11 protein-coding genes are annotated in these 15,792 nt (G+C 59.9%); 8 read left to right on the top strand and 3 right to left on the bottom strand.

What is annotated here, in order from left to right; all coding sequences use genetic code 11:
• The first annotated feature begins 5 nt into the window (after positions 1 to 5).
• Positions 6 to 1,190: an EAL domain-containing response regulator gene (locus ACO6TG_RS09080; protein ID WP_422377876.1), complete on the top strand. Its 1,185-nt coding sequence runs from the start codon at positions 6 to 8 to the stop codon at positions 1,188 to 1,190.
• Here ACO6TG_RS09080 and ACO6TG_RS09075 read toward each other — a convergent pair.
• A complete protein-coding gene (locus tag ACO6TG_RS09075) occupies positions 1,180 to 3,288 on the bottom strand; it encodes a sensor histidine kinase (RefSeq protein WP_422377875.1) in 2,109 nt (702 codons plus the stop codon). The two genes, ACO6TG_RS09080 and ACO6TG_RS09075, sit on opposite strands and share 11 nt — an antisense overlap.
• The gene (locus ACO6TG_RS09070; RefSeq protein WP_094072100.1) at positions 3,285 to 4,028 is read right to left on the bottom strand and encodes a response regulator transcription factor; all 744 of its coding nucleotides are present in this window, start codon (positions 4,026 to 4,028) and stop codon (positions 3,285 to 3,287) included. The genes ACO6TG_RS09075 and ACO6TG_RS09070 overlap by 4 nt, the downstream gene beginning before the upstream one ends.
• Before the next feature lie 210 nt (positions 4,029 to 4,238).
• Here ACO6TG_RS09070 and ACO6TG_RS09065 point away from each other — a divergent pair, with 210 nt between their 5' ends.
• The 7 genes from ACO6TG_RS09065 to ACO6TG_RS09035 all read left to right on the top strand — a co-directional run bounded on the left by ACO6TG_RS09065 (position 4,239) and on the right by ACO6TG_RS09035 (position 13,017).
• On the top strand, positions 4,239 to 5,279 hold the full coding sequence (locus tag ACO6TG_RS09065) for an ABC transporter substrate-binding protein (RefSeq protein WP_422377874.1): 1,041 nt from the start codon (positions 4,239 to 4,241) through the stop codon (positions 5,277 to 5,279).
• Between the two features lie 164 nt (positions 5,280 to 5,443).
• A complete protein-coding gene (locus tag ACO6TG_RS09060) occupies positions 5,444 to 6,472 on the top strand; it encodes an ABC transporter substrate-binding protein (RefSeq protein ID WP_422377873.1) in 1,029 nt (342 codons plus the stop codon).
• A 114-nt stretch (positions 6,473 to 6,586) separates the two neighbouring features.
• Positions 6,587 to 8,818, top strand: a complete 2,232-nt coding sequence (locus ACO6TG_RS09055; protein ID WP_422377872.1) for an ABC transporter permease — start codon at positions 6,587 to 6,589, stop codon at positions 8,816 to 8,818.
• Positions 8,815 to 9,876, top strand: coding sequence for an ABC transporter ATP-binding protein (locus ACO6TG_RS09050; protein ID WP_422377871.1), 1,062 nt, complete (start codon positions 8,815 to 8,817; stop codon positions 9,874 to 9,876). Before ACO6TG_RS09055 ends, ACO6TG_RS09050 begins: the two co-directional genes overlap by 4 nt.
• Before the next feature lies 1 nt (position 9,877).
• Entirely contained in the window at positions 9,878 to 10,714 is an 837-nt protein-coding gene (locus ACO6TG_RS09045) for an inositol monophosphatase family protein (protein ID WP_422377870.1), read from the top strand.
• A gap of 323 nt (positions 10,715 to 11,037) precedes the next feature.
• On the top strand, positions 11,038 to 12,099 hold the full coding sequence (gene rfbB / locus ACO6TG_RS09040; protein ID WP_422377869.1) for a dTDP-glucose 4,6-dehydratase: 1,062 nt from the start codon (positions 11,038 to 11,040) through the stop codon (positions 12,097 to 12,099).
• Between the two features lie 24 nt (positions 12,100 to 12,123).
• Positions 12,124 to 13,017 carry a sugar nucleotidyltransferase gene (locus tag ACO6TG_RS09035; protein WP_422377868.1) on the top strand — a complete coding sequence of 298 codons (894 nt, stop codon included), beginning with the start codon at positions 12,124 to 12,126 and terminating at the stop codon, positions 13,015 to 13,017.
• Between the two features lie 34 nt (positions 13,018 to 13,051).
• On the opposite strand, the gene ACO6TG_RS09030 is transcribed toward ACO6TG_RS09035, so the two are convergent.
• A complete protein-coding gene (locus tag ACO6TG_RS09030; RefSeq protein ID WP_422377867.1) occupies positions 13,052 to 15,613 on the bottom strand; it encodes a GcvT family protein in 2,562 nt (853 codons plus the stop codon).
• Positions 15,614 to 15,792: the final 179 nt, after the last annotated feature.

Below are 15,792 nucleotides of genomic sequence, written 5' to 3'. Positions count from 1 at the left end.
GTCACATGCAAGACATGACAGTGCTGATTGTTGATGACGATACGTTCATTACCAACCTGACGACCCGAATGCTGAAAAAACTCGGCATCGAGCGCGTGCGGTCCGCCAAGGACGGCCATGATGGCTTGAGCGAGATCGGGACGGAGAAGCCGGACATCATTCTGTGCGATCTCAACATGCCCGGCATGGATGGTCTTGAGTTCCTGCGTCACCTGGGCGAAGACAAAATCGGCAGCGGGATTATCCTTGTCAGCGGGGAAGACAAGCGGGTGCTGCAAACCGCGACCCAGCTTGCCAAGGCTCATCACCTGAATGTTCTGGGATCGCTGCAAAAGCCAATCAAGCCGGTCCCCCTCAAGGTATTGCTCGACAAGTTCGATGAGCAGCAAAGTGCATCCAGGCGGGGGCCCATCACCTTGCTGACCCTGGAGGCTGTCCAGGAAGGGCTTCACAATGGACGGATCGACGTCTTTTTCCAGCCCAAGGTCTCGGTACCGGACCGCCGTCTGGTCGGGGTCGAGGCGCTGGTACGCTGGCGTTCCGAAGATGGTCGTTTGATACCGCCCATCGCCTTTCTGCCCGTAGTGGAGGAAAACGGTCTGATCGACGAGCTGACGGCCCAGGTGTTCCAGATTGCGGTGGGCGCGGCGGCAGACTGGGTGCAAAGTGGACTGAACATCAAGGTTGCCGTCAATTTTTCCGTCGATTCCCTGACCCGGTTCGATCTGGTCGATTTTCTGGTCGGGACAGCCCGTGACAAGGGCATCGATCCGGACAAGTTGATCCTTGAGGTGACCGAGAGCCGGATCATGGAAGAGGTGACCACCCCCCTGGAAATCCTGACCCGGCTGCGTATCAAGGGGGCTGGTCTTGCCATCGACGATTTCGGCACCGGTGCGTCATCCATGCAGCAGCTGAAGCGCATTCCCTTTACCGAGCTGAAAATCGACAGGGCCTTCGTGGCCGGAGCGCCGACGGACGACGAGGCCCGCGCCATGCTGGAATCGAGCATAGCGCTGGCAAAGAAGCTCGACCTGACGATTGTGGCCGAGGGGGTCGAAACCCAGGAAGAGTGGGACCTGATCGAACGCCTCGGGGTCGAGATCGTGCAGGGCTATTTCATTGCCAAGCCGATGCCCGCGGATGACTTATTGGCGTGGGCGCGTGCGAATGGCGACGTCAGTTCCTAGTATTGGCAGGTGTCCCGGAGGGGTTCGGGTCGGTCGGAAATCGCAATTCAACGGTGGTGCCCTTGCCGGGGCTGGACAGAATTGTCGCCCGGCCACCGCTTTGACGTACGAAGCCGTAGACGACAGCGAGACCAAGGCCCGCCCCGCCTTCGTCCGAGCGCGTGGTGAAATAGGGTTCGAACGCCTTGTCCGCTTCCTCCGGATTCATGCCGATGCCGGTATCGGTCACTGAGACAACAACGCTTTCATCCTGCGACCAGGCCTTTACGACGACGGAACCACCGTCCGGCATGGCGGCTGCCGAATTGAGGCAGAGGTTCAAGACAGCCTGTTCAAACAGCTCCGGGTCCAGGACGAGCGGCGGCAGGTGGTCGTCCAGGTCCAGTTCCAACCGGCAGGCTTCACCGATGGCGATTTCGAGAATATCGGCCATTCCGCGCAAGAGGGTGGAGATATCCGTCCGGCTCAAATTGGTGGGCTGCTGCCGGCCGATGGTAAGCATGCTGCTGGCCAGCGAGCGGCCTCTGTCGGCCGCCTTGCGAATGCGGGCTATGTTGCGCTGCTGCCGGTCGCTGAAGCCGCCCTCGCGTTCAAGAAGGCCTAGGCTTCCCGTGATGATGCCGATGGTGTTGCCGACTTCATGACTGAGCTGGTGGGTGAGCCGCATGATGCCGTCCAGGCGCATGGCCTTTGCCGCTTCGGCTTCCTGGCGGTCCAGCAAAGTGACATCGCGGGCGAGCAGGACAACGCCGTCATCGCTCTGGCGCGACAGGGAGATTTCCGTGACGGCGCCATCGGTGGATCTATGGCGCACGGAAACAGGCTTTGTCAGCAAACCGGCCTTGGCTTCGTCCGGTAGTGTTTCGCTCCGGATTTCGGGGATAGGCGCGAGAAACTGGACCAGCGGCAGCTTGCGCGCAGACCCCTTGTGACCGATCAGTTCGATCACGCGCCGGTTCATTGTCACGGGCCGGCCGGCCGCATCGAAAATCGCAATGCCCTCATTCATGCTTCTGAAAGTGGAGCGGATGGTGCGCGCCGCAGCTTCTGCTGTCCGCCGGAGACGCGTGACCCGGTCGACGCTTTCCTTGAACGCCTGGAACGCCCGTTGCAGATCCAGCAGTTCGGTCTCATCGCCTTGATAGACGGGCGGGCCGACATCCTTTTGCCCCTTGGTGAGCGCGTTCATGCCGCTGGACAGGGAAACAATGCCCCTGGAAACGCGGATCGCTGAACGGATAGACAGAACCGCGATGGTCAGCACCAGAATGGAGGCTGCCGCAACGATGAACAGCAGCCGTTGCAGGGTTTCCGACGTCGATTGAAAATCGGCATTCAGCGTCTGGGTGACGATGTCGGATTGGGTCTCGGTCGCAAAGGACAGTTCGCGTGCGATGGTGTGAAGCTGCGCGACAGCGGTGCGCACACCGAACATCTCCATGAGATACCGGGTCTGGGCGGCAAACACGCGTTCATAGGGCTTGAGGGCGTCTTCCGGCAGCGGCAGGGTGACGGTCTCGGCGACATACCTGCGGCGCAATTCGCCGAGCTGGAACAGGCTGCCGGCGCTTGACACGGAATGTACAATGGCATTGAGGCGCTGACTGAGCTGTTTCTGGGCGCTGGTTTCACCGACGGCGATAACACCAAGCGCCGACGAGACCTCTTCCTTGTGGTCTTGCGCGGTTTCGGCGCGCGCGGCGAGCGCCAGCGTCTGCTTGCGGATCTGCTGGAGAAGCCCGGCGACCTGGGCATTGGCCAGTCTGTAGGTCTCCTTGTCCGATGGATAGTCCGGCAGGGAGGCGAGCAGCGCATCCACCTGCTCAACAAGCGCCCGGCTCTTGGAGGAGACTGCGTAAGGCGAAGTCGCGTTCATGAGGAACGGAGCGCTGGAGACCAGGTCGGACACCTGGCGCGACACCAGGGCGGCATCCGCCAGGCTGGAATAGGCCTGCAGACCGTAGGCTGCTGTTTCCTCCCGAGCCTTCAGGAGCCCGTAGATCGCGATGGCCGACAGCGCAAATGCAACGACACAGATCAGCACGATGGCCGCCGGCAGGCGGAACGCTATTGAGGAAAGACGCGAACGGCTGATCATCCGGTCAGGCGGGCCGGATCCTGATGCAGGATGTAGCCTTTCCCCCGGCGGGTCTTGATATGCTGTGGCAGGTCCGGATTGCGTTCGATCTTGCGGCGCAAACGCAGGACCAGCACATCGACATTGCGATCGATGAGCCGGTCGGTCTCCGCCCCCAACTGTTCAAGGATGGTGGTTCGGCTTACGGGCTCGTTGGGGGTGGCTGCCAGGATCTCCAGCAGAGAGAACTCCGAAGACGTCAAAGTTCTGGACGGATGCGAGGTGCAGACCGCCTTGCGGTTGACCAGGTCGATGACCCAGTCTCCCAGCCGCAGGGCCGTTGGCTCGTGACAAACCGTCAGCGGGTCCCGCTCGCCCTTCATCGCCGGATGCAGACGGCGCAGCACGGCCTTGATCCGGGCGGTCAGCTCGATGGGTTCGAACGGCTTGACGACATAATCGTCCGCAGCGGTTTCAAGACCGAGCACACGCTCGGCAGCACTTCCTGCCGCCGTCACCATGACGATGCCGATATCGGTCCGGGAGCGCAGCCTTTGTGCAAACACCCTGCCGGACATGCCGGGCAGGTTGTGATCGACCAGCACAAGGTGAAAATCCTGTTCGGTGAGACGTCCCGCAGCTTCCTCCGCAGAGCACACGGTCACCGGCCGCCAGCCTTCTGCTTCGACCAGATCCGCTATCAGTTCCGCCATATCCGGATCGTCCTCCACGATCAGGATACTGATGCCTTCATTCAGCAAACTTGTGTCCTCCCGGAAGACATCATATGCATGGTGTTGAAATATGCAAAGCCTATGTTTTTCAAGTGTTTGTCACAATTGTAAGGCTTGTAATATTTGTAATTTATTTTCTTTTCCGGCGAAACAACGGTAACCAAACTCCTGTTGCGAAGACAGCGGCTTCTGCCATGCTGATCAGCACCCGGGGCCATGCTTCGGGCGGGAGGAAACATGAAGTTTGTCACGTCTCTCGGAGCGGGGACGGCCCTTTGGCTGTTTGCTGCGCTCAACGTTGCTTCGGCACAGGATCTGAATGTCCTGTGCGGCGTTGACGAAGACTGGTGCCTGACCATGGAAACAGCGTTCGAGGCCAAGACCGGCCTTGAGGTTGCCATGGAACGCAAAAGCACTGGTGAAATTCTTGACCGGATCCGCAGCGAGCGAGCCAACCCTGTCATCGACGTGTGGTGGGGCGGGACGGGCGATACCCATCTGCAGGGTGCTGCCGAAGGGTTGATGGAGCCCTATCAGCCTGCGCATTCCGAAGACGCACTTCCCTGGGCGCAAAACTTCTTCCTGATGTCCGGCGGCAAGGCCTCCGGCGTCTATGCCGGCGCGCTCGGTTTTGCCTACAACTCCGATATCCTGGAAGATAGGAAGGTTCCGACGCCGTCCTGCTGGAAGGACCTCACGGATCCGCAGTATCGCGGTCTGGTGCAGATGGCGAACCCGAAGTCCTCCGGAACCGCATTCACCGTGCTTGCCACGCTCATCCAGCTTCTGGGCGAAGATGAAGCCTTTGCCTATCTGTCAGCGCTGGCCCGGAACATTCCCAGCTTCACCACGTCCGGTGCGGCGCCGGTCAAGGCGGCCGCACGCGGGGAAACCGGGATCGGTATTTCCTTCATTCATGACGCGGTCACCCAGAAGCTGGCCGGAGCGCCGCTGGTGATCGTCGCGCCCTGCGAGGGCACCGGCTACGAGATCGGCGCCGTCAGCATCGTCAGCGGTGCAAGGAACCTGGACAATGCCCGCCGCTTCGTCGATTTCGCGATGAGCCCGGACGGGCAGGCAACCGGCGCGGCCTCGGGGCAGAACCAGATCCCGTCCAATGCCAGGGCCGCCCTGCCACCGGCTGCCCCCGATATCTCGCTCATCCGCATGGTCGACTACGACTTCGCAACGTTCGGATCGCCCGAGCAGAGGCGGCGGCTGCTTGACCGTTTCGACAAGGAGGTGCTGCAGGGCGCCAGCGCCGTCGAGACCCAGTAGAGGAACCGGCTTCAACACCAGAGCTGACCGACAACAACGGACCGTCCCAACGGCTCCGAACGGGAAAATTGTGCCCGTTGCCCGGTCAAAACCCAGCCCAAGGGCTGAACAGCAGTCTGCCGCTTCCGGACGGAACCGGCAGGAAACCAGAAGTGGAGGAAAACATGTCCCTGAAAACTCTAGCCGTCGCGATGCTTGCGACCGTTGCCCCATTTGCTGCGTCCTCGGCGCAGGCAGCGGGCGATCTCAACGTCATCTGTTCTGCCGATGTCGTGATCTGCGAGCAGCTGCAAGGCGACTTTGAAGCCAAGCATGACATCAAGGTCAACATGGTGCGCCTGTCGTCCGGCGAGAGCTATGCCAAGATCCGGGCTGAATCCCGCAATCCCAAGACCGACATCTGGTGGGGTGGCACCGGTGATCCGCATCTTCAGGCGGCTTCCGAAGGCCTGACCGCGCAATACAAATCGGATCTGCTCGGCGACCTTCATGCCTGGGCACAGATCCAGGCGGCCAGTTCCGGTCATCGCACCGTGGGCATCTATGCCGGAGCGCTCGGCTGGGGCTACAACACGGAAATCCTGAAAGAAAAGGGGATTGCAGAGCCGAGCTGCTGGGCAGACTTGCTGAAGCCGGAATTGAAAGGCGAGGTCCAGGTCGCCAATCCCAATTCCTCGGGGACGGCCTATACCGCCCTTGCATCGCTGGTCCAGATCATGGGGGAAGACGAGGCCTTTGCCTATCTGAAGGAACTCAACGCCAACGTCTCCCAGTACACCAAGTCCGGTTCCGCGCCGGTGAAGGCGGCCGCACGCGGCGAGACCGGTCTCGGCATCGTCTTCATGCATGATGCCATTGCCCAGGCGGCCTCCGGCTTCCCGATCAAGCCGATCGCGCCCTGCGAAGGCACCGGCTACGAAATCGGTTCGATGTCGATCGTCAAGGGTGCCAAGAACATGGACAACGCCAAGATCTGGTACGACTGGGCGCTGACACCGGAAGTCCAGTCGCGCATGAAGGAAGCCAAATCCTTCCAGCTGCCGTCCAACAAGGCTGCCGAAGTGCCGCCGGAAGCTCCCAAGTTCGAAGACATCAAGCTGATCGACTACGACTTCGCGACTTACGGCAATCCGGAGACACGCAAGAACCTCCTGGAGCGTTGGGATCGTGAGATTGGCGCCATCGCCAACTGATCCCGGCATCCGAAGAGACCCGCTGGGGAATTGTCCCTTCCCCGGCGGGACCAGTCCGCGCAAGCCTTTGGCCGCGGCATTTTTATAACCAGAAATCAGCAAACAGGGGTGGCCATGCACAGTGGCAACAAACGGCTGAACGCGCTTCTTGCGATCGGCGTCTTTGCCTTCCTATTCGTGCCCTGGTACCGGGTGGAAGGCGGCTTTTTTGCATTTGAATGGCCATCGGAGTTTCTGACCGATCCCGATCTGGCGCCCGGTCTGTTGCAGATCGCAGGCGAAGGCCGCTTCTGGCTGGTGATGGCGTTGGCGCTGTTCCTGGCCGGTTGCGGCACACGCTTTCTGGCCACAGGAGAAACGCGCGGCAAACTGCTGGCTGCGACCGGGTTTGCCGGGATCCTCTTCATGGCCCTGCAGGGACTTGCCATCAGCTTTACCGGCTGGGCGTGGACCTTTCCCGAAGCGGCTCTCGGCACGCTCCCGTCCGGGCAGCCTGCCATGGGGGCCGGGGCAATCCTGGTGTCGCTGATCTTCGTGCTCTTCATCGCCTTCGGTCTCGCAGAACGCGGCTTCATGAAGGGCGACGCGTTTGTTGTCGGCTCGATTTCGGTGCTGGTGTTCCTGGTCACGGTGTTCATTTTCTATCCGATCGGTTCGATGTTTGCTGGTTCGGTCCAGGATTTCGACGGCTCCTTCAAACCGGACGGCTTCATCCGCAACATGCAGGATCCGGCCATCTGGAGCCTGGACTGCGTGATTGGCGGCAACCGTTGCGGTGTGGCCTGGCGCACATTGTTCCTGGCGGTGATGACCGGGCTTGGTTCCACCGTGCTGGGGCTTGCTTTCGCTCTCATGGCGACCCGAACGCGATTTCCCTTCAAGAAAGGCCTGCGCCTGGTGACGGTGTTGCCGATCATCACGCCGCCCTTCGTGATCGGCCTTGCCCTGACCTTGCTGTTCGGCCGCTCGGGTGTCATCACCGAAGCGCTCGATGTGGTGTTCGGCATCGAACCAAGCCGCTGGCTGTATGGGCTCACCGGCATCTGGATCGCGCAGGTGCTGTCCTTCACGCCGATTTCCTTCCTGGTGCTGATCGGTGTTGTCGAAGGAGTCAGCCCTTCCATGGAAGAAGCGTCACAGACGCTGCGTGCCGACCGATGGCGCACCTTCTGGAAGGTGTCCCTGCCGTTGATGAAGCCGGGCCTCGCCAATGCCTTCCTGATCGGTTTCATCGAAAGCATGGCGGATTTCGGCAATCCGCTGGTGCTTGGCGGCAGCCATGGTGTGCTGTCGACGGAGATCTTTTTCGCGGTCGTCGGGTCGCAGATCGACCCCTCGCGGGCGGCGGTGCTTGCGATTATTCTGCTCACCTTCACGTTGTCCGCCTTTCTGGCACAGCGCCTGTGGCTGTCGGGAAAGAACTTTGCCACCGTGACCGGAAAGGGCGACAGCGGTGCACATGCCGGACTGCCGAAAAGCCTGTCGGTCACCGTTTACGGCATCGCGCTTCCCTGGATGGGTTTCACCATCGTCGTCTACGGCATGATCCTGTTTGGCGGGTTCGTGAAAACCTGGGGCCTCGACAACTCGCTGACGCTGGAGCACTACGCCCGTGCTTTCTCGGTCCAGTTCGGCGAAGGGGGGCTGGTCTGGACAGGTGTTGCCTGGAATTCTTTCTGGACGACAATGGAAATTGCGCTCATTTCGGCGCCGCTGACGGCAGCCGTCGGTCTCCTGACCGCCTATATCATCGTGCGCCAGAAATTCGCCGGCAAGAACGCCTTTGAATTCGCCCTGATGATGAGCTTTGCCATTCCGGGCACGGTCATCGGCATCAGCTACATCATGGCTTTCAACCTGCCGCCGCTGGAGATGACCGGATCCGCGCTGATCCTGGTGGCCTGCTTTGTCTTCCGGAACATGCCGGTTGGTGTGCGCGGGGGCATTGCCGCCATGAGCCAGCTCGACAAGAGCCTGGACGAGGCGTCGCTGACCTTGCGCGCCAACAGCGCGCGGACCTTGCGCAAGGTGATCCTGCCGCTGCTCCGGCCGGCCATCACCGCGGCGCTGGTCTATTCCTTCGTCCGGGCGATCACATCGATCAGTGCCGTGATCTTCCTGGTCAGCGCCGAGTACAACATGGCCACCAGCTACATTGTCGGCCTCGTTGAAAACGGCGAGTACGGCATCGCGATCGCCTATTCCTCGATGCTGATCTTCGTGATGATCACGGTGATTGCCGGTTTCCAGCTGCTGGTCGGCGAACGCCGGCTGCGGCAGGAGAACCGTGTTGCCGGTGTCGCAAAATCCCGAAACATCCGCCTCACGCAGGAGAAAACCGCATGAGCGAGCTCAAATCAGGTTCTGTCGTCTTTGAAAACGTGCGCAAGGACTTTGGCAGCTTCACCGCTATTCCGGACTTGTCCATTACCATCGAGCCCGGCTCGCTGGTAACCCTGCTCGGACCGTCCGGATGCGGCAAGACCACCACCTTGCGCATGCTGGCCGGTCTGGAGCATCCGACATCAGGCAGGATCCTGATCGGCGGGCGCGACGTGACCATGATGGCGGCCCATGAACGGGACGTCTCCATGGTGTTCCAGTCCTACGCGCTCTTCCCGCACATGACCGCGCTCGACAATGTGGCTTACGGGCTGGAATCGTCGGGCATTGGCAAAAAGGAAGCGCGGGAGAAGGCGGAAGAAGGCCTCGAACAGGTCGGCCTGTCCGGCATGGGGCGCCGGTTACCTGCCGAACTCTCCGGCGGCCAGCAGCAGCGTGTCGCCGTTGCGCGTGCACTCGTGCTCAATCCGCAGGTGCTGCTCCTGGATGAGCCCTTGTCCAACCTCGACGCCCGTCTGCGGCGAAAGGTGCGAACCGATATTCGCGAGCTGCAGCAACGGCTCGGCTTCACCGCTGTCTATGTCACGCATGACCAGGACGAAGCGCTGGCGGTCTCCGACCGTATCGTGGTGATGAAGGAGGGGCACATTGCCCAGGAAGGGGCGCCGCGAGAACTCTATGAAGAGCCGGTTTCAGCGTTCATTGCCGATTTCATGGGGGAGGCCAATGTCGTCGCTTGCGAGATCGTCGCGCGAGAAGGCGATGAAGCGGTGATCGATGTGGGCGGGCTTCAGCATCGGCTGCGCGCGCGCCAGGCTACAACGGGCAGGGCCCGCCTTGCCGTGCGGCCGGGAGCAGTTGTGCTCAACTCGGATGCGGAGGCTGGTCTCGGGGGCGAGATCCTGTCTGCGGCCTATCTCGGGGATCATGTCGAGTACGAGATCGAGACTTCCGTCGGAAATTTCTTCGTGATCGATCATGCGGTCGACCGGACATTGGCGCCCAGGAGCAGCGTTTCCCTGGGCTTCAGAAATCGCGGCCTAGCGCTGATCGAGGCCTGACATGACGGTTCAATCCAAAGGAACGCCGGCCATAAACGCAGAACTCGCGGACCGCTTTCGGTTCGCACGGGACATCGCTGAGGAGGCCGGCGCTCTGGCCCTTGACTATTTCCGCCGCCGCAAGGACCTGACCGTCGAGATCAAGGGCGGTCTTCAGGACGTGGTCTCGATCGCGGACCGCGATGTGGAGACGCTGATCCGGCGCAGGATCGCAGCTGCGTTTTTGGACGACGGCATTCTGGGCGAGGAGCAAGGTCTGCTGGACGGTCGCAGCGGATACACGTGGGTCGTCGATCCGATTGACGGCACCTCCGCCTTTGTCCACGGACATAAAAACTGGTGTGTGTCCATCGCGCTGACCGACGGCACTGAGCCGGTGATCGGCGTGATCCGGGTTCCCTGCGATGACGAGACCTTTGCGGCTCAGCGAGGTGGAGGCGCAACGTTGAACGGCGCGCCGTTGAGGCTGGACGGGGCGTTGACATTGCAGAACGGTCTGACCGGTATCGGCGCGAGCCAGTCGGTTGTTCCGGAAAAGGTCGGCGCACTGATCAGCGGTCTCATGGCAAGGGGCGGTAACTACATTCGAACAGGATCCGGTGCGCAGATGCTTGCCTTCGTTGCGGCCGGTCGTCTGGCCGGGTTTCACGAGCCGTCCATGCATGCATGGGATTGTCTGGCCGGATATTGTCTGGTTGCAGAAGCAGGTGGCTTCTATCTGCCATTCCCGGCAAAGGGCGAGGGGCTTCTGAACAGCGGACCTGTGCTTGCAGCCGGGCCCGGTGCCTTCGATGCGCTCAGGGACCTAGCGGAAACGAGCATGTGTCTGACTGTCTGACGTTTTCATTTCAAAGCCGGCGGAGCGATTTCGCCGGCTGCTGCTTGCGCGGCTTGTTGACTGGTCATGAATCTCTGTAAAAGCCTGCTCGGATGAGTTGAGTTACAATCAGGCCCAGTGCATGGATCAAATTAAAACAAGAAGCCAACTCTGACGTTGCGTCAATTTGCAAGAGAATTTGACTATTTTCGGTTTAGGTTCGAATTTCTGTGAAGAAACTCACCGGTTTGAAAATTTGAATAGAACTGTTTGTCTCGGATGATATCTTTGTTTGAGTGATTCATTGTAAATTTTGCTATTTTTTATATAGGTGATGTCAAATTATGGCGATAATGGTCACTGGCGGCGCCGGATTTATAGGTTCAAATTTTGTCATCGACTGGTTCAAGCAAACCGACGAGCCGGTGATCAATGTCGACAAGCTGACCTATGCGGGAAATCTGCATAATCTGGACAGCCTTCTCGATCATCCGGGACACCATTTTCTGCAGGCCGATATTTGCGACAGAGAGGAAATGCGTCAGATTGTCGGCAGCTACAGGCCGCGGGCCATCCTCAATTTTGCGGCCGAAAGCCATGTGGACCGGTCGATTGCAGACCCGCGGAACTTTATCGAAACCAATATCTGCGGCCTGTTTACGTTATTGGACATAGCCAGGGACTATTGGGACTCCTTGCCCGAAGATCGAAAGGCAAGGTTCCGGTTTGTCCAGATTTCGACGGATGAAGTCTTTGGAAGTCTTGCGCAGGCAGATGCGCCCTTTGCAGAAGACAGCAATTACGCACCCAACAGCCCTTATAGCGCAAGCAAGGCGTCCGCGGACTTCCTGACCCGTGCCTATAACAGGACCTATGGCCTGCCGACGATCGTCACCAATTGCTCCAACAATTATGGTCCCTACCAGTTTCCCGAAAAACTCATCCCGCTGGTCATTCATAACTGCCTGAAGAAGCTGCCGATACCGGTTTACGGCGATGGCAGGCAAATTCGCGATTGGCTTTATGTCGGCGACCATTGTGCCGCGCTGCGCCTGTTGCTCGAAAAAGGCATGGCCGGTGAAAACTACGTCATCGGCGGTCGCAATGAAGTTCGCAACATCGACATGGTTCGGACCATCTGTCGCCTGGTCGACAGCAGACTGACACCTTCATCTCTCAGGCGTTCGGAAGAGCTCATCACCTTCGTGGCTGACCGGCCGGGGCATGACACACGCTACGCCATCGACGGCACCAAGATCGAGACCACACTTGGATGGATGCCAGAGGAAACCATCGAGACGGGCCTTGCCAGGACCGTCGACTGGTATCTGTCCAACAGTCCCTGGGTGACCAGGGTGACTTCGGGGGATCACCGGGACTGGGTCGAGCACCAGTACGCATCCTGAACCCACACGCGCGGAGAAAACGCTTTGGCGGAAAAAGGGATCATCCTGGCGGGCGGAACGGGATCGCGGCTGATGCCGCTCACGAGGGTTGTCTGCAAGCAACTGCTGCCACTCTACGACAAACCGGTGATCTGTTACCCCTTGTCGACTTTGATCAGCATGAATATTACCGACATCCTGATCATCAGTACGCCGTCAGATATCGGCCTTTTTGAGAAGCTGTTCGGGGATGGTGCAGACTATGGACTGAAGCTCAGTTATGCCGTGCAGTCCGAGGCTCGTGGTATCGCCGAGGCGCTCATCATCGGCGAAGACTTCATCGGCGATGATCCGGTCACGCTCATTCTCGGCGACAATGTGCTCCATTACACAGATCGGCTGTTGTTTTCTGCAGCTGACAGGTCTGAAACGGCGCGAGCAACAATCTATGCAATCCATGTGAAGGATCCACGACCATTTGCGGTCGTCGAATACGATACCCGGCAGAAGAAAGTACTCTCCCTGGAGGAAAAACCGGAACACCCCAGATCGAATTACATTGCCATCGGTCTTTACCGGTATCCGCCGGGCGCGGCCGCGCTCGCCAGGACAGTTGAACCCTCCTGGCGCGGCGAACTTGAGATCACCTGCCTGAACGGGCTGTATCTCGAGGCGGACAGGCTGGATTGTGTTCGGTTGCCGCGTGGTGCCGCCTGGTTCGATGTCGGCCGGATCGATACGCTGCTTTATGCGGCGACCTACTTCCAGAACATAGAGCAGCTTCAGGGTCTAAAGGTGGCCTGTCTCGAAGAGATCACCTATCGGCGCGGGCTTATTGATCGGCAACAATTTGAGAAGTTGCGGGCCGGATACGGTACAGACAGCGAATTCGGGCTTTATCTCGACAGTGTGCTCAGACTGTCTGAAGAGACGGTTTGAAAGGCGGGCACGTGTGCCCGCCTTTCCTTCAGGATCAGGACCGCGGTTTCAGATTTTCCGGATCGTAAAGCGGCGCATAACCGACGCCTGCGACTTCGACCGGATAGGTCTCGGAGAAATACTCCACGGTCAATTTGCGGCCGACCTCGCAATAGTCCTGCGGCAGATAGGCAAGGGCGATGTTCTTGCCGATGGTTGGGCCATAGGCCACGGACGTGGTGTAGGAAATGCGGCCCAGGCTGTCGACGAGGGTCTTGCCGGTTTCCGGGTCCTGCACCGGCATGGCGCCGACGGGGAAGCGTTTGACGCCGCTCGCATCGGTGTTTTCCGTCATCACCAGCGTGCACAGCATGGCCGGCTGCTTGTCGCGGGCGCGGTATTCCAGGTGTTTCGCCTTGCCGCGGAAATCGGCTTCCTTGACCTTCGGGCGGGCAAGGTCGGCCTCGTAGAGATTGTACTGGGTCAGGAGGTCGGCATTCTGCAGACGCAGTGACTTTTCCATGCGCCGTGAGTTGGCGTAGGTCTCCACGCCGACGGCAATGACACCAGTGGAGCGCAGCGCGTCCCAGACCGCCAGGCCATCCTCGTATTTCATGTGAAGTTCCCAGCCCTGTTCACCGACATAGGACAGCCGCAACGCGGAGACCTTCTTGCCGGCAATCTCAAGCTGGCGAATGCCAGCAAACGGGAAATTCTCCGGATCGAGTGCTGCCGGGTCCGAAACGACTTTCTTCAGATTGTCGCGGGCATTCGGTCCCCAGATGCCGATGGTTGTGAACTGTTCGCTGACATCGGTGACGGTGACGTCAAAGCCCTTTTCCTCGGCGATGCGCTTGACGTAGTGATAGTCGCGCGGACCGGCATCTGCGCCGTCGACAATGCGGCAGCGGTCTTCCATGCGGAAGACGGTGAGGTCGGCACGCACATTGCCCTCGTCATCCAGGAAGTGGGTGTAGATGCCCTTGCCGATGTTGTTGTCGCCGCCGATCTTGGCTGCGCAGAGCCATTCCAGCAGCTCGACATGATCCGGGCCCTCGACGTCGAACATGTAGAAATGCGACAGGTTGATGATGCCGCAGTCTTCGCTAAGCGCCAGCTGCTCGGCATTGGAGACGCGCCAGAAATGGCGGTTGTCCCACTCGTTTTCGCGGACCGGAACCTGGTCACCGTATTTTTCCAGGAGATGCTCGTTGGCAGCATAGCCGTGCGCGCGCTCCCATCCGCCCAGCTCCATGAAATAGCCGCCAAGTTCAACTTCGCGCTCGTAGAAGGGCGAGCGTTTCACACCGCGGCTGGAGACATAGGGCTCGCGCGGGTGGATTGCCGGGAAGTAGATCTTCTGGGCGGCCTCGTAGCAGCGGTTCTCGATGTAGTCCTCGGTCAGCTGGTGGCCGTAGAAGCGGGAATAATCGATGGTCGCATGGTCGATCTCGGTGCGGCCATCGGTGATCCAGTCGGCGATCAGCTTGCCGTAACCGGGGCCGTCCTTGACCCAGATGGCCACGCAGTACCAAAGACCGCGCACCTTCTGGCTTTCGCCGCAGGACGGGCCGCCGGCTGCGGACACCTGAAGCAGGCCGTTGAAGGAATGGCTTTCGTTGTAACCGATCTCGCCCAGGATCGGCGTCAGCTCCATGGCGCGTTCCAGCGGGTCCATGACCTGTTCCATCTCCAGGTCGCGCTGGGAGGGAGACAGGCGCGCCTGATCCTTTTCCAGGAGGTCACGCGGGTGGCAGAGACGCGGTTCGTTGGGCTCGTAGTAACCCCATTCGATCTGTCCGCCTTCGGCGGTTTTCGGGTCGCCGGTGTCGCGCATATAGGCCGAATTGCCCTGGTCGCGCAGCAGCGGGTAGCCGATGTCCTTGCCGGTGCCTTCGAATTCATTATACGGGCCGAAGAAGGTCAGCGGGTGATCAACCGGCATGACCGGCAGGTCTTCGCCGACCATGTCGGCAATGAGACGGCCCCAGAGGCCTGCACACACAATGACATGATCTGCCATGATCGTGCCGCGATGCGTTTTCACGCCCTTGATGTGGCCGTCTTCGACAATCAGCGACTGGGCCGGCGTGTTGGCAAAGGCCTTCAACTTGCCGGTTTTTTCACCTTCATCGACCAGTTTGCCGGCAACCGTCTGCGAGCGCGGAATGACGAGACCGGCGTCCGGATCCCACATGCCGCCCTGGACCTGGTCTTCCTCGATCAGCGGGAACTTTTCCTTGATCTCGGCCGGTGTGACCAGGCGCACATTGGTGCCGAAGGCCTTGCCCGACGTTACCTTGCGCTTGATCTCTTCCATCCAGGCGTCGTCGCCGGTGCGCGCGACCTCCAGGCCGCCGACACGGGCGTAGTGGCCCATCTTGTCGAAGAAATCGATGGAGTACTGGGTGGTCCAGACAGAGAGATAGTCGTGGCTGGTCGTGTAGCAGAAATCCGAAGCGTGGGCGGTCGAGCCGATGTCGGTGGGAATGCCCGACTTGTCGATACCGACAATGTCCGTCCAGCCACGTTCGATCAGGTGGTGCGCGATGGACGCGCCGACAATGCCGCCCAGACCGACGATGACGATTTGTGCCTTGTCAGGAAATGCTGACATGTCTCATTCCTTTTCCATCAGCTGGAGCCGGGGAACTTTCGCCCGCCCCATGTCTCTTTGCAAACCTGTCGCGGCCCTGCAGTGATTTCATGTTTCGTCCGCGCGCCGCAGCCTGTTCCGAATTTCCATGTGTGAGCGGCAGTATCGCGACTGTATGCGGGGCAAAATAGCGTATTTGC

The sequence above is a fragment of the Roseibium sp. genome (genome assembly GCF_965233565.1).
Classification (GTDB): domain Bacteria; phylum Pseudomonadota; class Alphaproteobacteria; order Rhizobiales; family Stappiaceae; genus Roseibium.
Note: the sequence above shows the minus strand (reverse complement) of the source record. Positions and strands in the feature narration are given on the sequence as shown.